The organism is Microbacterium sp. EB106-03-03-XG65 (genome assembly GCF_058791955.1).
Window position 1 is genome coordinate 1,653,608 of the sequence record NZ_JBYTEB010000001.1, and the last position, 20,044, is coordinate 1,673,651.

Annotated in this window: 26 protein-coding genes; 17 read left to right on the top strand and 9 right to left on the bottom strand. The window is 67.8% G+C overall.

The annotated features are described in order from the left end of the window. The first annotated feature begins 33 nt into the window (after positions 1-33). From AC3WS6_RS07730 to AC3WS6_RS07740, 3 genes are all read left to right on the top strand, one after another. Entirely contained in the window at positions 34-1,113 is a 1,080-nt protein-coding gene (locus tag AC3WS6_RS07730; protein ID WP_492500458.1) for a 4-hydroxy-3-methylbut-2-enyl diphosphate reductase, read from the top strand. 2 nt (positions 1,114-1,115) lie between these two features. Next, the gene (locus tag AC3WS6_RS07735) at positions 1,116-1,904 is read left to right on the top strand and encodes an IclR family transcriptional regulator (RefSeq protein WP_492500459.1); all 789 of its coding nucleotides are present in this window, start codon (positions 1,116-1,118) and stop codon (positions 1,902-1,904) included. Between the two features lie 248 nt (positions 1,905-2,152). Further along, the gene (locus AC3WS6_RS07740) at positions 2,153-2,680 is read left to right on the top strand and encodes a DUF6264 family protein (RefSeq protein WP_492500460.1); all 528 of its coding nucleotides are present in this window, start codon (positions 2,153-2,155) and stop codon (positions 2,678-2,680) included. 64 nt (positions 2,681-2,744) lie between these two features. Here AC3WS6_RS07740 and fbaA read toward each other — a convergent pair whose 3' ends face one another. Then, positions 2,745-3,773, bottom strand: coding sequence for a class II fructose-bisphosphate aldolase (gene fbaA, locus AC3WS6_RS07745; protein ID WP_492500461.1), 1,029 nt, complete (start codon positions 3,771-3,773; stop codon positions 2,745-2,747). A 182-nt stretch (positions 3,774-3,955) separates the two neighbouring features. Between fbaA and glpX the strand changes: the two genes are divergently transcribed. After that, positions 3,956-4,942 (top strand): class II fructose-bisphosphatase, encoded by a 987-nt coding sequence (glpX, locus tag AC3WS6_RS07750; protein ID WP_201469262.1) that lies wholly within the window; start codon positions 3,956-3,958, stop codon positions 4,940-4,942. 159 nt (positions 4,943-5,101) lie between these two features. Next, entirely contained in the window at positions 5,102-5,401 is a 300-nt protein-coding gene (locus AC3WS6_RS07755) for a hypothetical protein (protein WP_492500462.1), read from the top strand. Here the strand turns inward: AC3WS6_RS07755 and AC3WS6_RS07760 are convergent, their stop codons facing one another. Both AC3WS6_RS07760 and AC3WS6_RS07765 read right to left on the bottom strand, forming a co-directional pair. Next, on the bottom strand, positions 5,402-6,679 hold the full coding sequence (locus tag AC3WS6_RS07760) for a DNA recombination protein RmuC (protein ID WP_492500463.1): 1,278 nt from the start codon (positions 6,677-6,679) through the stop codon (positions 5,402-5,404). A gap of 44 nt (positions 6,680-6,723) precedes the next feature. Beyond that, on the bottom strand, positions 6,724-7,317 hold the full coding sequence (locus AC3WS6_RS07765; protein ID WP_492500464.1) for an exonuclease domain-containing protein: 594 nt from the start codon (positions 7,315-7,317) through the stop codon (positions 6,724-6,726). 59 nt (positions 7,318-7,376) lie between these two features. Between AC3WS6_RS07765 and AC3WS6_RS07770 the strand changes: the two genes are divergently transcribed. The 8 genes from AC3WS6_RS07770 (at position 7,377) to AC3WS6_RS07805 (ending at position 13,748) form a co-directional block, all read left to right on the top strand. Next, positions 7,377-8,126, top strand: coding sequence for a class I SAM-dependent methyltransferase (locus AC3WS6_RS07770; RefSeq protein WP_492500465.1), 750 nt, complete (start codon positions 7,377-7,379; stop codon positions 8,124-8,126). Next, positions 8,119-8,853, top strand: coding sequence for an HAD family hydrolase (locus AC3WS6_RS07775; protein WP_492500466.1), 735 nt, complete (start codon positions 8,119-8,121; stop codon positions 8,851-8,853). The genes AC3WS6_RS07770 and AC3WS6_RS07775 overlap by 8 nt, the downstream gene beginning before the upstream one ends. A gap of 11 nt (positions 8,854-8,864) precedes the next feature. Next, entirely contained in the window at positions 8,865-9,938 is a 1,074-nt protein-coding gene (gene ychF, locus AC3WS6_RS07780; protein ID WP_492500467.1) for a redox-regulated ATPase YchF, read from the top strand. Positions 9,939-9,985: 47 nt separating this feature from the next. Continuing rightward, complete coding sequence (locus AC3WS6_RS07785) at positions 9,986-11,752, top strand: GNAT family N-acetyltransferase (protein WP_492500468.1); 1,767 nt, start codon at positions 9,986-9,988, stop codon at positions 11,750-11,752. Between the two features lie 39 nt (positions 11,753-11,791). After that, positions 11,792-11,947, top strand: coding sequence for a hypothetical protein (locus AC3WS6_RS07790; protein WP_492500469.1), 156 nt, complete (start codon positions 11,792-11,794; stop codon positions 11,945-11,947). Further along, positions 11,944-12,492, top strand: coding sequence for a hypothetical protein (locus AC3WS6_RS07795; protein ID WP_492500470.1), 549 nt, complete (start codon positions 11,944-11,946; stop codon positions 12,490-12,492). Before AC3WS6_RS07790 ends, AC3WS6_RS07795 begins: the two co-directional genes overlap by 4 nt. A 150-nt stretch (positions 12,493-12,642) precedes the next feature. Continuing rightward, complete coding sequence (locus tag AC3WS6_RS07800) at positions 12,643-13,206, top strand: alpha/beta fold hydrolase (RefSeq protein ID WP_492500471.1); 564 nt, start codon at positions 12,643-12,645, stop codon at positions 13,204-13,206. Positions 13,207-13,211: 5 nt separating this feature from the next. After that, positions 13,212-13,748 carry an isochorismatase family protein gene (locus AC3WS6_RS07805; RefSeq protein WP_492500472.1) on the top strand — a complete coding sequence of 179 codons (537 nt, stop codon included), beginning with the start codon at positions 13,212-13,214 and terminating at the stop codon, positions 13,746-13,748. Positions 13,749-13,807: 59 nt separating this feature from the next. Here the strand turns inward: AC3WS6_RS07805 and AC3WS6_RS07810 are convergent, their stop codons facing one another. Further along, positions 13,808-14,476, bottom strand: a complete 669-nt coding sequence (locus AC3WS6_RS07810; protein ID WP_492500473.1) for a hypothetical protein — start codon at positions 14,474-14,476, stop codon at positions 13,808-13,810. Positions 14,477-14,605: 129 nt separating this feature from the next. Between AC3WS6_RS07810 and AC3WS6_RS07815 the strand changes: the two genes are divergently transcribed. Beyond that, a complete protein-coding gene (locus tag AC3WS6_RS07815) occupies positions 14,606-16,270 on the top strand; it encodes an ABC-F family ATP-binding cassette domain-containing protein (protein WP_492500475.1) in 1,665 nt (554 codons plus the stop codon). 21 nt (positions 16,271-16,291) lie between these two features. Here the strand turns inward: AC3WS6_RS07815 and AC3WS6_RS07820 are convergent, their stop codons facing one another. The 3 genes from AC3WS6_RS07820 to AC3WS6_RS07830 all read right to left on the bottom strand — a co-directional run bounded on the left by AC3WS6_RS07820 (position 16,292) and on the right by AC3WS6_RS07830 (position 17,698). Further along, on the bottom strand, positions 16,292-16,636 hold the full coding sequence (locus tag AC3WS6_RS07820) for a LysR family transcriptional regulator (RefSeq protein ID WP_492500476.1): 345 nt from the start codon (positions 16,634-16,636) through the stop codon (positions 16,292-16,294). Between the two features lie 131 nt (positions 16,637-16,767). After that, positions 16,768-17,067 (bottom strand): Fe-S cluster assembly protein HesB, encoded by a 300-nt coding sequence (locus AC3WS6_RS07825; RefSeq protein WP_492500477.1) that lies wholly within the window; start codon positions 17,065-17,067, stop codon positions 16,768-16,770. Between the two features lie 76 nt (positions 17,068-17,143). Further along, on the bottom strand, positions 17,144-17,698 hold the full coding sequence (locus AC3WS6_RS07830; protein ID WP_492500478.1) for a GNAT family N-acetyltransferase: 555 nt from the start codon (positions 17,696-17,698) through the stop codon (positions 17,144-17,146). 101 nt (positions 17,699-17,799) lie between these two features. On the opposite strand from AC3WS6_RS07830, the gene AC3WS6_RS07835 reads away from it, so the two are divergent. Further along, entirely contained in the window at positions 17,800-18,342 is a 543-nt protein-coding gene (locus AC3WS6_RS07835; protein ID WP_492500479.1) for a Dps family protein, read from the top strand. Between the two features lie 22 nt (positions 18,343-18,364). On the opposite strand, the gene AC3WS6_RS07840 is transcribed toward AC3WS6_RS07835, so the two are convergent. Then, positions 18,365-18,898 carry a DUF6328 family protein gene (locus tag AC3WS6_RS07840; RefSeq protein WP_492500480.1) on the bottom strand — a complete coding sequence of 178 codons (534 nt, stop codon included), beginning with the start codon at positions 18,896-18,898 and terminating at the stop codon, positions 18,365-18,367. Positions 18,899-18,967: 69 nt separating this feature from the next. Here AC3WS6_RS07840 and AC3WS6_RS07845 point away from each other — a divergent pair, with 69 nt between their 5' ends. Then, the gene (locus tag AC3WS6_RS07845) at positions 18,968-19,189 is read left to right on the top strand and encodes a hypothetical protein (RefSeq protein WP_492500481.1); all 222 of its coding nucleotides are present in this window, start codon (positions 18,968-18,970) and stop codon (positions 19,187-19,189) included. Positions 19,190-19,200: 11 nt separating this feature from the next. On the opposite strand, the gene AC3WS6_RS07850 is transcribed toward AC3WS6_RS07845, so the two are convergent. Continuing rightward, a complete protein-coding gene (locus tag AC3WS6_RS07850) occupies positions 19,201-19,782 on the bottom strand; it encodes a 1-acyl-sn-glycerol-3-phosphate acyltransferase (RefSeq protein ID WP_492500482.1) in 582 nt (193 codons plus the stop codon). Positions 19,783-19,875: 93 nt separating this feature from the next. Between AC3WS6_RS07850 and AC3WS6_RS07855 the strand changes: the two genes are divergently transcribed. Further along, positions 19,876-20,019: a hypothetical protein gene (locus tag AC3WS6_RS07855; protein ID WP_492500483.1), complete on the top strand. Its 144-nt coding sequence runs from the start codon at positions 19,876-19,878 to the stop codon at positions 20,017-20,019. Positions 20,020-20,044: the final 25 nt, after the last annotated feature.

Below are 20,044 nucleotides of genomic sequence, written 5' to 3' on the forward strand. Positions count from 1 at the left end.
TCCTGCTCAGGTTGTCGGCAGTAGAATCGAGGAGTGACTTCGACTGCCGTTCATCTCCCCGTGCCGCGTATCCCTCGAGTGCGTGCGGCCGCCGGACGGCTTCAGGATAACCCGGTCGTCGGACACAAGCGTGTTCTCCTCGCCGCTCCGCGCGGGTACTGCGCCGGCGTCGACCGTGCGGTCGTCGCGGTCGAGAAGGCGCTCGAACGCTACGGTGCGCCCGTCTACGTGCGCAAGCAGATCGTGCACAACATCCATGTCGTGACCGAGCTCGAAGACAAGGGGGCGATCTTCGTCGAAGAGGTCGACGAGGTTCCCGAGGGAGCGCATGTCGTCTTCAGCGCACACGGAGTGTCTCCCGCAGTCGTCGACGCCGCATCCGAGCGGGGTCTCCACGCGATCGACGCGACCTGCCCGCTCGTGACCAAGGTGCACCGCGAGGCGGTGCGATTCGCCCGTGACGATTTCGAGATCCTGCTCATCGGTCACGAGGGCCACGAGGAGGTCGAGGGAACGGCCGGCGAGGCTCCGGACCATGTGACCGTCGTGAATTCTCCCGACGAGGCCGACACCGTCCAGGTCAAGGATCCGTCGAAGGTCGTGTGGCTCTCGCAGACCACGCTGTCGGTCGACGAGACCATGGAGACCGTCGACCGCCTCCGCACCCGCTTCCCGGACCTCCACAACCCGCCGTCCGATGACATCTGCTACGCGACGCAGAACCGCCAGGTGGCGATCAAGAAGGTCGCCGCGAACGCGGACCTCGTGATCGTCGTCGGATCGTCGAACTCGTCGAACAGCGTCCGACTCGTCGAGGTCGCCCTGGAATACGGTGCGAAGGCCGCCTACCGCGTCGACTACGCGGAGGAGGTCAAGCAGGAGTGGCTCGACGGGGTCGCCACTGTCGGTGTCACCAGCGGAGCGTCGGTGCCCGAGGTGCTCGTCCGCGAGGTGCTCGATGCGCTGGCCGGTGCCGGCTACCAGGATGTCGAAGAGGTGAAGACGGCGGAGGAGGACCTGATGTTCTCCCTGCCGAAGGAGCTGCGTCAGGATTCTTCGGGCCAGCGCGATGCGCGTGCTCTGGGAGGCCGCGCTACAGGCGGAGGCGCCTGACGGTGACCGCCACCGAGGCGGAACCCACGCTGATCGGTTCCGTGCAGCGTGCGCTGCGACTCGTCGACATCGTCGCCAACTCCGCGCGGCCGCTGCCGGTCAAGACGCTCGCTGCGACCACGGGCCTCACGCCCGGCACCACGTACAACCTCGTTCGCACGCTCATCCACGAGGGATACCTGGCCAACGAACCGGATGGGCTGGTGCTCGGCACTCGGTTCCCGACCTTCAGAACCGGCATCGACACCCGCGGCGTGTTCCTCGCGAGAGTGCGCTCTGCCCTGCGAGAGGTGACCGACGAGGTCGGGGCGACCGCGTACCTCTCGAGGTACACCGACGGGGAGATGCACCTCGTCGACATCGTGGATGCCGTTCGCAGCCCTCGCATCGAGCTGTGGGTGGGGATGGACTCCAGCGCTCATGCGACCGCTCTCGGCAAGCAGATCCTCGCCGACCTGGGGGCTGAGGAGCGTCTCGACTATCTCTCGCGGCACCGGCTCGAAGAGCTGACCCCGCGGACCATCAGCGACAGGCGCACGCTCTTGACCCAGCTCGAGCATTCTCGGGGCTTCGCCGTGGAGCGGGAGGAGTACTCCGTCGGGAACTCCTGCGTGGCGGTACCGGTGAATGCGCCCGGCGTCACGGCATCCCTCGCGATCTCTCTTGCCACCGACCGAGCTCTGGTCGACGGTCGACTCATCGCGAAGCTTCAGCACGCTGCTCGGCGATTGTCCCTGCAACTCGGAGCAGACAGTCTCGGTGGCGGCGTCGACGGCGACGCCGATATCTGACCGCGGTTCATTATCTGAAAATTCAGGTCTGGCGCAGCCGGCCGCACCTTCCTATCGTGAAGACGTAGTCGTCTGTGCAAACGGCGCTACCGGTGAGGAGACGTCCCCAGCGTCCCTCGCCCGCTTGGATGGCGAGTGTCCCCAGCACTGTCATCCGCGGCCCCGCGGAGTCCCCACTTCGCCGGGGCCGCCTTCATCTCCGGGCTTTCCTGGCAGGCATGCAGGGCCAGTCCGACTAGCATGCTGGAATGACGGACCAACGGCCGCAGTACGGCGAGATCGCGACACTCGAGGAGCAGCGCAGGGCGGCGGGCCTGCCCCCGATCGCTGAGGCGGTGCCTGAGAGCGGCATCCCGGCCCAGCGCCCCGCGACTCTCGAAACTTTGGTGACTTCGCGACCGGGCCGGCCCGTCGATCGATTCGTCACGATCGCCCTGCTCGCCTACGGCCTGGTGAACGTGGTCGTGACGGCGCTGTCGTACCTCGACTTCTCCACCGCGATGAACGAGGTCATGAACCTCCTGGGCATCGATGGCGAGTTCACGAACTATGCGCAGGGACGGCTCTGGGGCACGATCGCCGCAGTCGTCCTCGCGGCGGGATGGTCGGTGACCGCCTATCTCTCCATCCGTCGGCTGCGGCGCGGCAAGGCCACCTGGTGGCTCCCCATCGTGGGTGCGCTCGTCACGACCATCGTCGCCTCGATCTGCGTCTCGATCCCGATGATGGGGGACCCCGCGTTCGTGAGCTTCCTCACCTCATCGGCGCTTCCGTAGCGCGCTGCAATGCAGAGGAGCCCCCGACCTCGCGGTCGGGGGCTCCTCTGCATTCGAGCGTCGGTCAGCTCTTCGACTGACCGTACGACCCGAGCTGCCGGGTCGACTCGACCACGCGCGCGGCCATGGCGGTCTCGGCCACCTTGCCCCAGGCGCGCGGGTCGTACAGCTTCTTGTTGCCGACCTCGCCGTCGACCTTCAGAACGCCGTCGTAGTTCTTGAACATGTAGTCCGCGATCGCGCGGGTGTAGGCGTACTGCGTGTCGGTGTCGATGTTCATCTTGATCACGCCGTTCGCCACCGCGAGGGCGATCTCTTCGTCGGTCGAGCCGGAGCCGCCGTGGAAGACGAGGTCGAGCGGCTTCGCGCCGGTGTTGTACTTCGCGGCCACCTGCTGCTGGATCTCGCCCAGCAGCTCGGGGCGCAGCTTCACGCCGCCCGGCTTGTAGACGCCGTGGACGTTGCCGAAGGTCAGCGCCGCGATGTAGCGACCCTGCTCGCCGAGCCCGAGGGCCTGCACCGCCTGGTCGACATCCGCGAAGGTCGTGTAGAGGGCGTCGTTCGATCCCTCGTGGGCGACGCCGTCTTCCTCGCCGCCGACGACGCCGATCTCGACCTCGAGGATGGCGTTGATGTTCTTCATGCGCGGGAGGAGATCCTTGGCGATCTCGATGTTCTCGGCGAGCGGCACAGCCGAGCCGTCCCACATGTGCGACTGGAAGATCGGATTACGCCCGGCCCTGACCTCTTCTTCCGATGCGGCGATCAGCGGCTCGACGAATCCGGCGAGTGCGTCCTTCGGGCAGTGGTCGGTGTGCAGCGCGACGGTGACCGGGTAGTTCTTGGCGACCTCGGTCGCGTAACGCGCGAACGCGAGGGCGCCGGTCGCGCGGGCCTTCACCGTGTGGCCGGCGAAGTAGTCGGCTCCACCGGTGGTGACCTGGATGATGCCGTCGGAGCCGGCTTCGGTGAGGCCCTGCAGGACGGAATTGATCGTCTGCGAGCTGGAGACGTTGAATGCGGGATACGCGAAGCCGCCTGCCTTCGCGCGGTCGAGCATTTCGGCGTACTGATCCGGGGTGGCGACGGGCATGAGAACTCCTGCGATTGGTGAAGCCGGGACAGCAGTCACTCTATCGGGGAGCGTGGACGGATGCTGGCTGCCCCGGTGCGGTGGCGAGGCCCGCATATCGTGACGTTAAGAAACGTGATTCCTTCGTTCTGCAGGGGCCGAAAACCGGAGGTTCAGCGCCGTGTTCTGGCTAGGCTGACCGCATGGTGAGTCTTACGGCCGATCTGAGCCCCCTGCGTCCCGACCGAAATCTCGCAATGGAGCTGGTGCGTGCGACCGAAGCGGCTGCGATCCGTGCCGTGCCCTTCATCGGGCGCGGAGCGAAAGAGGCCGCCGACGGTGCCGCTGTCGACGCCATGCGTGCATTCCTCGGCACGGTCGCCTTCCAGGGCCGGGTCGTCATCGGCGAGGGCGAGAAGGACAATGCGCCGATGCTCTTCAACGGCGAGGTGGTCGGTACCGGCACCGGTCCCCAGTGCGATATCGCCGTCGATCCGATCGACGGCACGTCGCTGACGGCTGCGGGGCGGCAGAACGCGCTTTCGGTGATCGCGGTGTCCGATCGCGGATCCATGCTCGACGCGTCGAGCGTCTTCTACATGGACAAGCTCGTGACCGGGCCTGCGGGCGTCGGCGTCGTCGACATCCGTCTGCCCATCGGTGAGAACATCCGAAAGCTGGCAGGGGCGCTCGGTAAGCCCGTCGACGAGATCGTGGTCTCGGTGCTCAACCGGCCGCGGCACGAGAAGCTGATCCAGGAGATCAGGGATGCCGGTGCCGGCACGCGCCTCATGAGCGATGGTGACGTCGCCGGTGGCATCAATGCGGCCCGCCACGGCGCCCGGACCGACATGTGCGTCGGAGTCGGCGGCAGCCCGGAGGGGATCGTGACGGCGTGTGCGATCAAGGCACTCGGCGGTCACATCCAGGGACGGCTGTGGCCCCGCGACGACGACGAGCGTCAGCGGGGCATCGACGCCGGACTCGACATGGACAGAGTCTACGAGGCAGACGATCTCGTGCGCGGTGACAACACGATCTTCGTCGCCACGGGCGTCACCGACGGACAGCTCGTCGATGGTGTCCGCCGCGAAGGCGGCTACATCTACACCGAGAGCGTCGTGCTGCGTGGCGCATCGGGAACCCTCCGCAGGATCGCGTCGGAGCACCTCGTCTCGAAGTGGCTCTGACGCACTGCGGGTAGGGCCCGGGTCGGTCATCGTTACCGACCCGGTACCGCCGCTCAGGTCGCGGAAACGAGCTTTCGCAGCCGCACGTGTCACAATTGTCACTGGATTTGTCGCCGTCGACGGAGCCGCCAGGCACCGCAGGCACAGGAGGGCAGACCGATGACAACGCAGCACACGAGTGGCTCCCGAGCCGCCGAGACCAAGATCGTGACGACGGCCACCGGCCGCATCCTTCGGGTGAATGTGGACGAATCGGGAGTGCCCCTCGCGACCGGCGCCCCCGTGACTCCCGCTGCCAAGCTCCCGGCGATCCCGGACCCTGCGCGCCGAGCCGACGTCCTGTTCCGTGTGCGTCGTGCCGAAGGTCACGAGCTGAGCGCGTGGTGGATGATCGGGGCTTTCGTCGTGACGAGCGGCTTGGTCATCCTGCTGCTCAGCGGTGTCCCCGGTATCGCCTGATCAGTCGCCGGGCTGCAATCGGGAGCGCACCTCGCCGACGTCCGCGTGCAGCGGCGAAGTGACGACCGACGCAATCCCCGAGTCCGAGTCTCCCTCCTCCGACTCCGCACCGACCAGCTCGGGGGCGGTGAAGCGGCGCGTCTGAGCCGAGACCGCCGACGGAGCGGAATCGAGCGCAGAGGGATCGATGCCGGGGAACTGCCTGGCCGTGACGAGCACGCGGCTCTCGAGCGAACCGGCGAACCTGTTGTAGCTGTCGACCGTGCGCTCGAGCGCTCGACGGAGATCGTCGGCGTGCCCGGCGAGGACGCCGAGGCGGTCGTACAGCTGTGTGCCCAGGTTGAGCAGCGCTCTCGCCTCGGTCGAGACCTCCTGCTGGGTCCAGGTGTACGCGACGGTCTTGAGGACCGCCCACAGGTTGACCGGCGACGCGAGCGCGACGCGCTTGCCGAACGCGTAGTCGAGAAGCGTCGGGTCTTCGTCGATCGCGGCGGCGAGCAGCGACTCGCTCGGCAGGAAGCAGATCACGAACTCCGGGCTCGCGTCGAGCCCCATCCAGTACGCCTTCTTGGCGAGGGCATCGACATGCGCCCGCACCGCCTTCACGTGCTTCTGCATGTGTGCCCGACGTTGCGCCTCATAGGCATCGCCGATCGGCAGCGCGGATGCTTCGAGGTAGGCGTCGAGCGGGACCTTCGCGTCCACGGCGATCGAGGTGCCCCCCGCCAGTCGCACCACCATGTCGGGACGCCCCTGGCCACGGTCCGAGGAGATGGTCGACTGCAGGTCGAAGTCGACGTGGCGGATCAGGCCCGCCGCTTCGACCACCCGACGCAGCTGGGTCTCACCCCACACTCCGCGACTGGCCGTGGAGCGCAGTGCCCCGGCCAGCGACTCGGTCGTCGCGCGCAGCGCCTCATCGCTCTGCTGCGCGCGTCGGAGCTGCTCGGCGAGCGAACCGAACTGGGCATGGCGCTCCTGTTCGATCGCGGCCACCTTCTGCTGCATCAGCTGCAGGCTCTCCCGCACCGGAGCGAGAGCGGTGAGCACGGCGTTCTGCTGCTGGACGCGCTGCGCCTCGGCGTGCTGCTCGTGCCGTGCGTGCTCGACGGCGTCGCGATACAGGTCGTACTGCCGGTCGCGATCATCACGTGCGGCCTCGAGCTCGGCCTGCGCGCGAGCCAGGTCGGCTGCGCCGCGGCCCGCATGCAGAAACCAACCCACGGCGGCACCGCACAGCAGCGCCGCGAGAACGAGAACGATCGTCAGGGCATCCATGCGTCAATGATGCCCGGGGCCTCGGACATCCGGAGGAGGCGGCTTCAGGCGACCGCTCGCTCGGGCGTCGCGACCGCGGGTTCGGTGACCCGAACGCTCAGTGCGCCCGCGAGCTCGAACACGTCGGCTGCGCCGACCCGTCTCGCGGCGTCGATGACGATGTGCGCGCACGCGAGAGCATCCGCGAGCGCGTCGTGGTGTGAGAAGCCCGTGAAGCCCGCGGCCTCGGCTGCCTTGGGAAGCCGATAGGAGTCGAGATCGTAGACCTTGCGTGCCACCTGCAGGCTGCACAGCGAGCGATACGGCGGGCAGTCGCCTCCCGTGGCCTCGGACGCCCGGCGAAGCACGTTGAGGTCGAAGCCGGCGTTGTGAGCCACGAGAACGTCCGCTCCGGCGAAGGCGCACAGGCGGTCGAACTGGTCCTCCCACGACGAGGCCGTGCGGACGTCCTGCGCGCGGATGCCGTGGATCCGTACGTTCCATTCCTGGAACTCGTCGTGCCCTGAGGGCGGGCGGATCAGCCAGCCGGCGGAGGCGACGACGTGGCCGTCTCGCACTCGGACGAGTCCTACGGAGCAGGCCGAGGCGGGGCTGGAGTTCGCCGTCTCGAAGTCGATCGCGGTGAAGTCCAATGGCACGGTCCCACTCTCTCCCGGCCACCCGAGCGCGTGCGGATGACGCGCCGTAGGCTGGCGACATGAGTGTGGACAGGGCGACATCCTTCGGCGCTGAGGCAGCGAATTACGAAGCAGGCAGGCCGGAGTATCCTTTCGAGGCCGTCGCGTGGATGCTCGCTTCGATGCCCTCGGGTTCGCGCAGGGTCGTCGACATCGGCGCGGGAACCGGAAAGCTCACGCGGGTTCTCGCGCAAGCTCCCGGCGCAGAGGTGATCGCCGTCGACCCCGATCCCGCGATGCTCGACGCGCTGCGACGATCGGTCCCGGGAATCCCGACCTTCGAGGGATCTGCCGAGAGCCTGCCGCTGCCGGACGCGAGCATCGACGCGGCCGTGCTCGGCCAGGCCTGGCACTGGGTGGAGCCGACCGCCGCGTCGGCGGAGATCGGTCGGATCGTCAGGCCCGGAGGGGTGCTCGGACTGATCTGGAACCTGCGAGACGAGCGGACGGAGTGGGTGCGCCGATTGACGGAGATCATGCACAGCAGTCCTGCGGAGCAGATGGTCAACGGCCCGGACTCCGATGGTCCCCGCATCGATGCGCCGTTCGCACGTGTCGAGGTGAAGCGATGGGAGTGGACCCGGCCGATGACCCGGCTTCAGCTGCACCAGATGGCGCTGTCTCGCAGCTACCTCATCGCGGCGGAGCCGCACGAGAAGGCGGAGATCATCCGCGGGCTCGACGCGCTCTTCGATGAGCTCGGCATCGGCGACGGGACGATCGACCTCCCGTACGTCACCCACGCCTTCCGCGCCGTGCGCGATGAGTGAGCGCCTGGAGGTGGTCTTCTTCGACCTCGACGGCACGCTCGTGCGCGACGGAGCGGGTGAGGCCGTGCGCCGCACTGCGGTCGCGCTCGCGAGACGGCACGGGTTCTCTGCGCCCCGGATCCTTGCCGCGAACGCCTCGGCGTGGCCGGAGTGTTGGGCAGACCACGGCGACCTGTGGATGCGCGGGAAGCTCGAGGGCGATGCGCTGCCGAGGGACATCTGGAAGCGCACGCTCGAGCGTTTCGGGCATGCCGACCCGGCGCTCGTCGACGAAGCCGTCGAGACGCACCTCCGCGAAGAGGCGCTCACCTTCACCCTCTTCGAGGAGTCCCTCGAGGTGCTCGACGTGCTGCGCGCGCGTCAGGTGCCGGTGGGGCTGATCACGAACGGTCCCTTCGAGTCTCAGCGCGCGAAGCTCGTGACAGCGGGAATCGACGCGCGCTTCGACGTCGTGATCGCATCGGGCGACCTGGGCGTCGTCAAACCCGACGTCGAGATCTTCCACCACGCCGCCGAACGACTCGGCATCCGCCCGGCTCATGCGGTGCACGTGGGCGACAGCTTCGCAGCCGACGTCGTCGGAGCGGCGGAGGCCGGGATGAGCGCGGTCTGGATCAACCGGGACGCGAGCGTCGCACCCAGAACAGATGTGGCGCATCACGACAGCCGCTCGTTGCGCGATCTCCTCGCACTGGTACCGCAGGGGAGTGGCAGCCACGCCCGGTAGACTCGACCCCCGTGGCTCTCACTATCGGAATCGTCGGCCTGCCGAATGTCGGCAAGTCCACCCTCTTCAACGCTCTGACCAAGAACGACGTGCTCGCGGCGAACTACCCGTTCGCGACGATCGAGCCGAACGTCGGGGTGGTGAACCTGCCCGATCCGCGTCTCGACAAGCTCGCCGAGATCTTCGGCAGTGAGCGCATCCTCCCTGCCGCCGTGTCGTTCGTCGACATCGCGGGCATCGTGCGTGGCGCGAGCGAGGGCGAGGGGCTCGGCAACAAGTTCCTCGCGAACATCCGTGAGGCGGATGCCATCGCACAGGTCGTCCGCGGATTCGCCGACGACGACGTCGTGCACGTCGACGGTGCCGTGAACCCCGCATCCGACATGGAGACGATCAACGCCGAGCTCATGCTCGCCGACCTCGAGACCGTCGACAGGGCGATCACGCGGTACGAGAAGGAAGTGCGCGGCAAGAAGATCGAGCCCGTCGTGCTCGAGACGGCTCTCGCCGCGAAGGATGCTCTCGAACGCGGTGTGCTGCTGTCGGTCGCGGGCATCGATCTGATGCCGATCCGCGAGCTCGGGCTCCTCACCGCCAAGCCCGTCATCTTCGTCTTCAACGTCGACGAGGGTGTTCTCACGGACGACGCTCGCAAGGCCGAACTCGCGGCGCTCGTGGCGCCCGCCAAGGCCATCTTCCTCGACGCGAAGATCGAATCCGAGCTGATCGACCTCGACCCCGAAGACGCCGCGGAGCTGCTCGCCTCGACGGGCCAGGACGAGTCGGGTCTCGACCAGCTCGCACGCATCGGCTTCGACACTCTGGGTCTGCAGACCTACCTCACGGCGGGGCCGAAAGAGGCTCGCGCGTGGACGATCCCCAAGGGATCCAAGGCTCCCCAGGCCGCAGGCGTCATCCACACCGACTTCGAGAAGGGCTTCATCAAGGCCGAGATCGTGTCGTTCGACGACCTCGTCGAGACCGGCTCGGTCGTCGAAGCCCGCTCCAAGGGCAAGGCCCGCCTCGAGGGCAAGGACTACGTCATGCAGGACGGCGACGTGGTGGAGTTCCGCTTCAACAACTAGCGCGGGTGGCGGGAACACTGTCGTGTCTCGGCGATAGGGTACTGCCCATGCGACTGACCAACGTCACGCACCTCCGCCTCCCGTTCGGTCGGCTCTGGGGTTATGAAGTCCGCGCGTCTGCGCTCGGACGACGCCTGCCCGTGTCATTCGACCAGCGACTCCATGTGGGGGCCGGCGACAGACCAGGCTCCTGGATGGCGCTGTACTTCCGGCTGCCCGCCGAGACACGTCGTGAGTCGATCGCGCAGGCGTGGCTGGCCGTCGTCGCTCGACACGGCACGCTGCGATCGGCATTCGCGCCCGGTGCCGATGGTGAGCCCGTGCTCCACGAGATCGAGATCGACGGCGGAGGCTGGGTCGAACACCAGGTGGCACCAGGGCAGGCCGTCAACGACGCGCTGCGGGAGATCCTCGATGCGGCGTGTTCGCCGTACCGGCATCCTTCACACCGGCTGTGCGTGCTGGAGACAGCTGCAGGGCTCACGGTGGTGATCGCCGCGGACCACGCGCACGTCGACATGTGGTCGATGCTGGTGATCGCGCGCGACCTGCTGGTGGCGCTGGAGGCGGAGAGTGCGGCTGTGAAACCGATGCCGGGGCCGGCGCCCGTGTTCGTGGAACATACGCAAGCGCTGCTCGATCGGGATGCCGCACCAGAGCACGTGCGTCGGCGATGGGAAGACATCATCGCGGACAGCGGCGGCGTGATGCCGCGGTTCCCGCTGTCGCTCGGTGCGTCCGAGCCGCATCGGGAGCGCGTCGAAGTGCGTGATGTGTTCGATGTCGACGACGCTGCGGCTTTCGCTGCGCAGGCCCGTGATGACGGAGTCTCGACCCTCGCACGTGCGGTGGTCGCGATGACTGCGGTGACCCGCGAGTTGGCGGGTGTCCCGTTGCGAGCCGTTTTTCCGGTGCACAGCCGCTTCGAGGAGAAATGGCACGACTCGGTCGGCTGGTTCATCACCAACTCGGTTCTCGAGTCGGAGCTCGCCGAACCGCACGCCGCGGCTGCCGCGGTCAAGGAGGCGGTGCAACTCGGCGCGTGGCCGCTCGCCGATGTGCTCGCTCCGTGGGGTGGCATGCCCGTGGCGCCCGGCATGTTCGCGATCTCGTGGCTGGATCTGCGGAGACTGCCGGTGCGAATCGATTCCGTGGGTCTCGACGCCCAGTACGTCAGCGCGGCGACCGATACAGACGGCGTCATGTTGTGGTTCATCCTGGACGAGTCGGGTCTGCACCTGCGATGCCGCTATCCCGACACCGCCGAGGCTCGCGCCAACGTCGGCGGATGGCTCGACCTGCTCGTCGCCAGACTGCAGGCCGACGCGAGATCATCTGTCCGTGGACGGCTGCAGGTCGCAGACCGCATCTTCCGGCTCGAGCGTGCGGGTCGTGACGACATCGAGGCCATCGCGGCGCTGCTCGTCGACGATCGATCCGGATCGGACCGTGAGAGCGTCGAGCTCGAGCGGCAGGAGGCGGCATTCAGCGCGGTCGCTCGCGACAGTTCCCACTACCTGGGAATCGTCCGGAATGATGCCGATCACATCGTGGCCACGATGCACGTGGCCGTCATCCCGGGCCTTTCCCGCGGTGGTTCGCCCCGACTCCAGATCGAGGGACTGCGAATCGCACCAGGGGAACGGTCACAGGGCCTGGGTGCGGCCATGCTCGAGTGGGCTCACGATTTCGGTCGTGTGCGCGGGGCGCGCGTTGCGCAGGTGACCACGGGCGAGACACGGGATCGCACTCGCGCCCTCTATGCCCGACTCGGATACGAGCCTGCCCACGTGGGGCTGAAACGGCAGCTGTAGACGCATACGCTGTGTGTGTCGCCGATCGAAGGATTCGTCATGTCTGACCCCAACGAGCACATTCCCGCCCCGGACGAGCCGTCTGTCCCGGAACTCGAAATCGACGAGACCGTCGCGCCGCGCCCGGAGGAGGAGATCGCCGATGCCCTGCGGGCGGAACCCGACCTCGGGGACCACAGCAGGCATTCCGGATGACGGCCCGAGAGCCGGGGTGGACGATGACGGGCAGGCTCCGGCGCGCCGTCGCCGCGATCGCCGTCGCGGCGGCGTCCGCAGCGCTCGCCGGGTGCTCGGTGCTCGGCATCCCGCAGAACCTGACAGCAGACGACCTCTCCGAGATGTCGGCCGCGGTGACGGCGGCACAATCACAGCTGGATGCGACGCTCACCGCGGATTCGAAGACATGCGAGGGGCTGTGCCAGCACGTGGCGCTGGACCTGGTGCCGAAAGACGACGAGTACGGTCCCGTCGACATCGCTCTGGCGATCCGCGAGGCCGACTCGCTTCTCGACTCCCGTGACATCACGTCCTTCGACGTGTGCTTCCACTCGACGTCGTGGGACGAGGCCGCTGCCGAAGAGCTGGGCATGAAGCTCGCCGAGATCGACGGTCTCACATACCTCGCTTCACCCAGCAAGCCTGGGAGCTTCGCGCCCATGTACGACTGCGGATCGTTCGCGGTGATCGACGCGCGGAAGCTCCTCGACGCGTACCTCGCCGAACAGGGCATCGGCGCCTGACCTGCCGAGCGCCGTCGTGGGCGTCGAACTCCTGCTCGCGGTGCATCGGCCGGGAGCGGGATACGCTGGATGCCGAGGCGACCGCTGCACGCGGATGCTGCACGTACTGCGCCTCTCCACCCCCGCGACGGCACGAGGAGAACCACGCCCATGACCGACACCCAGATCTTCGAGCCCGAAGGCCGCGCCATCCCGTTCGTGGATGAGGGAGACGGGCCGGTCAAGCTGGTGCTCATCCAGGAGCAGGGACTCGCTGCTGATGTTCTGGGCGTCGCCGCGCACTACCTCGCCGAAGAGGCCGGGTTCCATGTGCTGCGGATCGGCCACCGGGCGGCGGCCGATGCGACACTCGCCGAGCGCGTCGACGACGTCATCGCGGTGATCGACCACGTCGGCATCGAGGACACCTGGGTGGGTGGCCACGGTTTCGGCGGCACGATCGCACGCGCGCTGGTCGCCGCGCATGCCGACCGTGCGAACGGTCTGCTGCTGCTCGGCGTCGAAGACGTCGACATCGAGGTCGCCCCCGCGATCCCGGTGCTGATCGTCCAGGGAACCGAAGACCTCGACACCCCGTCGCAGAACGCCGAGGCGCTCCACGCGACGATCCCTGATCGCTCGAGCATCAAGACGATCGCCGGTGACCACCTCTTCCCGATGCACCACCCGATCGAGACCGGCGTGATCATCGAGGAATACCTGGACTGGGACTGACGCGGATGCCATCGTCTGGCCGCACCGTCGTCCTCGCGATCGACCTGCAGGCCGGCGTGATGCCCGGGTGCTTCGACGAGCGGGGCGTGCTCGCCCGCGCCGCGACGCTGATCGACCGCGCTCGCGCGCACGACGTTCCCGTGGTGTGGGTGCATCACGACCCCGTGGGCGTCGGCTCACCCGAGTGGGAACTCGCCGCGCCGCTGCATCGCATCGAGGGAGAGTCGCTGGTCCGCAAGAGCTACCGTGATTCGTTCGCAGACACGCGCCTGCGGGAGACTCTCGACGAGTTCGGGGCGACACACCTCGTGATCACCGGCGCGCAGTCCGACTTCTGTGTGCGCACGACGATGCAGCGCGCGGCCGCCGAGGGCTACGACGTCACCCTCGTGAGCGACGCGCACACGACCGTCGATACACAGTGGGATGGTGTGCCGATCTCCGGCGAGCAGATCGTGGCGCACACGAACATGTACTTCTCAGGACTGCGATACCCCGGGCAGCAGTTCGCGATCGCGACGCATGATCAGGTTCCTCTCTGACGCTCGACATCCGAGATCCTGACTCCGGCCCGGGGCCGACGGCGCAAGGGTCAGGTGGGTCAGAGGTCGCTGTAGTCGTTCGCCGGCGAATTGATGTGCGTGACGAGGTCGGCGGCGATGGAGACCATCACATAGCGGATGCCGGTCTCGCCCGGACGGCTCAGCGATGTCGTGCCCGGAACCTCTTCGTCGCCCACCCCGAGATAATCGGCGACTCCGTCGCCGTCCTCGTCCCAGAGGTCGTGACCGCCCGCCTCGACCACATCGGTGCGGGAAGCGCCCACCGCCAGCCCCTGCTCGGTCTCGACGGGAACGCCGTCGACCTCGGGGGCGCTCACTCTCACTCCTGCATCGCCCGCGCCGCCCGCAGTGACGGAGATGCGCAGTCCCTCCCAGTCGTAGCTCACCAGGTCGACCTCGTACCCGGGAGGGTCTTCGAGCGCGATCGGCTCGGGCAGCACTCCCGTCGCCTCCTCCATGAGCGCGAGTACGGCGGCGGCGTCATCGAATGTCGCCGTCGAGGTCTCGTCACCCCGCACGAAAGAGATGCCGTCGTCCAAGACGATGAGGCGCCCGAGATCCGATGGTGTCGGACTGGGACTCGACGATCCGATCGGAGGGGGAGTGGCGGTCGGAGTCGAGGACACAGGTGCGGGCTCGGGCGCGCAGGCCGCGAGCAGCACCGCGGCGGTTGCCAGAGCGAGCAGGAACGGAGTGCGGCGGCGCATGTCGCCGATCATATCCGCGAAGGTCGCAGCGGTGGGGATCCGCCCTCGTGCGGTGACCGCAGGATGCGGCGTGCGGCAGCGGTGCTCCGAGAGGCTGGCCGCCGGCCACGGGCCTGAGATGATGGTCTGATGACCGCCACTCTCGTCGCCCAGAATCTGGCGGGCGGCTACGGCCACCGCATCCTTTTCGAAGGCCTCGACCTCACCGTCGCACCCGGTGACGTGGTCGGTGTGGTCGGGGCGAACGGCGCCGGCAAATCGACTCTCCTCCGGCTGCTTGCCGGCGTGGACGCACCGCTGGGCGGATCGATCTCCCTCGCCCCGACCGACGCGTTCGTCGGGTGGTTGCCGCAGGAGCACGAGAGGGTCGAGGGCGAGACGGTCGCGGGGTACATCGCGCGCCGCACGGGCTGCTCTGCGGCGACCAGGGAGATGGACGCGGCAGCCGCCGCGCTCGGAGATCCGACGCTCGCGCCCGAGGGCAGCGACCCGGCAGACACCTACTCCGAGGCATTGGACCGGTGGCTCGCGAGCGGCGCTGCCGACCTCGACGAGCGAATCCCCGCGGTTCTCGCCGATCTCGGGCTCCCGAGCGGGAGCGGTGTCGCCGAGGACGCGCTCATGACAGGGCTGTCCGGGGGACAGGCCGCCCGCGTCGGGCTCGCGGCGCTGCTGCTCTCGCGTTTCGACATCGTCTTCCTCGATGAGCCGACCAACGATCTGGACCTCGACGGTCTGGAGCGACTCGAGAGCTTCGTGCGCGGACTCCGCGGTGGCGTGGTGCTCGTGAGCCATGACCGTGAATTCCTTGCCCGCAGCGTCACCCGCGTGCTCGAACTCGATCTGGCTCAAGGGTCGAATCGTCTCTACGGGGGTGGATACGACGCGTACATCGAGGAACGCGCGGTCGTTCGCCGGCACCTGCGCGAGAAGTACGACGAGTTCGCAGACAAGAAAGCCGATCTCGTGGCGCGTGCACGCACGCAGCGTGAATGGTCGAGCCAGGGTGTGCGCAACGCGATGAAGAAGTCGCCCGACAACGACAAGATCAAGCGCAGAGCGTCGATGGAGTCGAGCGAGAAGCAGGCGCAGAAAGTGCGTCAGATGGAGAGCCGGATCGCACGCCTCGACGAGGTCGAGGAGCCGCGCAAGGAGTGGCAGCTGGAGTTCACGATCGGCTCGGCGCCCCGATCGAGCACCGTCGTCTCGACCCTGCGCGGAGCGACCTTCCGCCAGGGCGCCTTCACCCTCGGGCCGGTGTCCCTGCAGATCGACGCGGGCGACCGGATCGGGATCACCGGACCGAACGGCGCCGGAAAGTCGACTCTTCTGCGGGGTCTTCTCGGAAGACAGCAGCCGGCCGAGGGAGATTCCGCGCTCGGCAGCAGCGTGCAGATCGGTGAGATCGATCAGGCGAGATCTCTTCTCGTCGGCGACGCCGCTCTCGCCGACGCATTCGAGGCGCTGGTGCCCGAGCTGGCATCAGCCGAGGTGCGCACGTTGCTGGCGAAGTTCGGCCTCAGGGCAGACCACGTCACACGCGCAGTGGAGGGTCTGTCGCCCGGCGAGCGCACGCGGGCGGCGCTCGCGCTGTTGCAAGCACGCGGGATCAACCTGCTGGTGCTGGACGAACCGACGAACCACCTCGACCTGCCCGCGATCGAACAGCTGGAGCAGGCGCTCGAGTCGTACACGGGAACCCTGCTGCTGGTCACGCACGACCGACGGATGCTCGAGGCCGTGCAGACGACCCGGCGCTGGAGCGTCGAAGGCGGTCAGGTCACCGAGCTCTGAGCGAGGCAGCGACCGTGAAGATCAGCGCCCCTGGCGTTTCTTGTAGGGCTTCGGCTGGCCTTTGACGATGGGGGCGCGTCCTTTGCCCTTCGATGCCTTGGCCTTGCCTCCCGCGGGACCCGCCGTTTTCGGTGCGGGCGGGGGAGCGGCGGCGACCGTCGCCTGAGCTTCGACGAGGAACAGCTCTCCGACGCTCGTGAGGCGCGGGGTGCCTTCGCGATTGATCAGGGTGTGCCCGACCTCCTCCTCGAGCTTGTCGAGCGAGGTGTAGAGCGAGGCGAGCGGGATCCCGAGCTCCTGCGCCGCGCGCGGAAAGTGCAGCGTCTCGGCGAGGACGAGGTACCGACGGAGCAGTGCCAACTTCATGCGGGTGAACGGTCCTTCTGGAGCGCCGACGATCGCCGCTCTTCCTCTAACCTACGCGAGCTCGATACGGGGCTGCTCCGGATGCACGGATGCCGCGGCTCGACGAGCCGCGGCATCCGGGGAGTCGTGCGTCAGGCGACCTTCGAGAGCACGGCGAAGGACACCGAGCCCTCGTCGTCCACGCCGGCGTCGAGCACCTTGTCGTCGAGTGCCGCGGCGGCGGTCTCGTCGAGGAAGAGACGGGTACCCGACACCTCGACGACCTGGTCGGCAGGCTCGGGGTCGGGGGTGACCAGGACCGCGAGGCGAGCGCCTCCGTCGGCTCCCGGGGTGGGGGTGGAGTGAATACGGAGCCCGGCATCAGAGGCGTCGGTCTGACGGCTGACGAGGGTGTTCACGATTGCGGTGGCGTTATCGGTGAGGGTGAGCACGAGACTCTCCTTCCGGTTGCGGACACGACGCAGGTGCGGCGTGTCCGGGCCACGATTCCGCACGTGCCGACAGGATTCAACCCGACGCGCCCGGTTCGGAGGGGTCTCCCACCTGATGCAGAGGTTTTCTCAGGAACACCTGCTCGGTGCCATCGCCCTGGGGCACGCGCTCCGCCTCGCGGTAGCCGCACGCCTCGTACAGACGGATGTTCGCCTCGCTCAGACTGCCCGTGAAGAGCTCGGACACCCGTGCGGTCGAGGTCCGCTCTGCGGCGTCGAGAAGCGTGCGTCCGATCCCTTCTCCCTGGACATCGGGAGCGATGGCGATGCGGCCGATCAGCAGCACGTCATCCGTCTCCGCATATCGGATGGCTCCCACGAGTCGGCCGTCGATGCGCGCGGTCAGGCCGCTGCCGGATCGCAGTTCGGCCTCGACCTCGGAGAGGGTCTGTGTCAGGGGCGGCATGTCGGCGGAGCCGTAGATCTGCGCCTCGGACACGAAGGCCGCCCGCTGCAGTGTGAGCACCTCGCCGGCATCCGCTTCGGTGATCGTCGCGATCACGACCTCGGGCGTGGTCTCGGCCGCAGATGCGGCGCGGTCGTCGGATTCTCTCAGGCTGTCTTTCGTCATCACCTGCGTAACGATCGGGGGCCGGGGCGGAGGTGTCAACCCCCTCGATCGCGGTCGCCCGCTGACGTACGGTCGTGTCTCCGACACGAGGAGGACAAGTCATGGCCGACAACACGAAGTCGAAGAACAGCGGTGCGACGAAGCGCGGAGCGAAGACGACGAGGCGCCAGAACGCGGAACAGGGGTTCACTGCGTCGGCCACTCTCGCCGCGAATCTCCAGTCCGTTCTCGTCGACCTCATCGAGCTCTCTCTCCAGGGCAAGCAGGCGCACTGGAACGTCGTGGGTCGCAACTTCCGCGACACGCACCGCCAGCTCGACGAGATCATCGAGGCCGCGCGCACGTTCAGCGACACGGTCGCCGAACGCATGCGGGCGCTGCACGCCGTTCCCGACGGCCGGACCGACACGATCGCCGAGACGACCTCGCTCCCGGCGTTCCCGATGGGCGAGGTGTCGACCACGGACACGATCGATCTCATCACCGCGCGCCTGGAGGCTGCGATCGGCACGATCCGCGACGTGCACGACGCGGTCGATGAAGAGGACCCGACATCCGCAGACATCCTGCACGCCGTGCTCGAGAGCCTCGAGCAGTTCGCGTGGATGGTCAGCGCCGAGAATCGCACGCCTGCAGCACGCTGACGGCCACATCAGGTCGGCTCTGTCAGCCCCTGTCGTCCGCCCCGCCTCGATCGGCCTCGCGCCGCACGAGGCGGGGGAGGACGAGCCACAGCAGAAGGACTCCGATCAGTGAAGACACGAGAGCGATGAGGCCCGCGGCTCGACCGACCGTGAAATCCACGATGAGCGTCGTGACACCGATCGTCAGGGCGGCTATCGCGACGAGGTCGATCTTCACGATCCGGGCGGCGACGCGAACCAGCTCCGGTTTGCGGCGCCTGCCGAACAGCGCTCGGTGCATGCCGACGGGAGCGAGCGCGAGGATCGTGGCCGCGGCTGCGAGACCGACGAGCACGACGTACAGATCGCGTTGGAGGTCATCCATGTCCTCGAAACGCGGCGTGAACGCGACCGCGAGGAGAAAACCGGTGAGGATCTGCGTGCCGGTCTGCATGACTCGCAGCTCTTGGAGCAGCTCCTCCCAATTGCGGTCCGCGCGCTCGTTCGGTGTCTCGTCCCGCCCATCGCGGCGGTCGTCGAGTTCCTCTGACGGCACGGGTCGGTCACCGGATTCCATGCGGCCAGTCTCGCGCGAGACGCCGGATCGTGTCCACTTCCGTGCGCGTCGATCGGCGAGGGGGCCACGATGACGCTTCCCCCGATCCGGGAGTGGTGGTCAGAGCTGTCGCTCGAAGCGCGCGTCGACGTGCTGGGCGATCTGGCGCCGCACCTGAGCGAGAGAGTGCGCGACGAGATCCGGACGATCACGGGCGCGGTGGTCGGGATGGTCGAGCCGCTGTCTGACGACGATCTGGAGTACGCGCGCTCCGAGGCCCGCTCGCAGATCGACGGACACGACTCGGCCTGATCCGGGGCGACTCAGCTTCCGCCGGAGGGCTGCTCCTCGCGGAGGCGGGGAACCGTGCGACGCTCGGGGCGGAGTCCCGATTTGTCGGCGTAGAACGCTCGGATGCGGTCCATGTCGGCAGAGACGTCGCCGGTCAGGTCGAGAGTGGGACCGAGGCCCGTCGTCATCGTGGTGCGGTCCACGAATCCGAGTGTCACCGGCATGCCGGTCTCTCGGGAGATGCGATAGAAGCCCGACTTCCAATACTCGTTGCCGCCGCGCGTCCCGTCGGGCGTGATCACGAGCCCGAACACGCTTCCCGAGTGCACCTGAGCGACGACATCGTTCACGACTCGGGCAGGATCGGACCGATCGACGGGGATGCCGCCGAGGCCCCGCATCACCGGACCGCGCCACCCCCGGAAGAGGCTGCTCTTGCCGAGCCAGTGCACCTCGATGCGCAGATGCCAGGCGATGGCGAGCATCAGCACGAAGTCCCAATTGGAGGTGTGGGGTGCGCCGATCAGGATCGTAGGGCGCGTGGGCGTGCCCTCGGACGTGAGGGTCCAGCGGCTGAACGTCCAGAACAGTCGGGCGATGAATCGTTTGAGCACTCGTCAACCGTAGGGGAGTCGTGCTGTCGTTTCGCTGTCGGTCGGCGTGTCGATTTCGACGCCACCGGGGTGCGGCAGGCGTAGCATCGAGGGATGGCCAAGACACAGGACTCCGTCGAGCAGGACGCATCTCTCGCGCTCCCGCCGCTTCCGGACGCTCTGAACCTGCTCGCGAACGACTCCGCCGGGTACTGCAGCGGCGGCGTCTGCCACTTCCCTGCGCCCAAGACGCAGTAGCAGCGAGACGCCGCCGCGGCGGTGA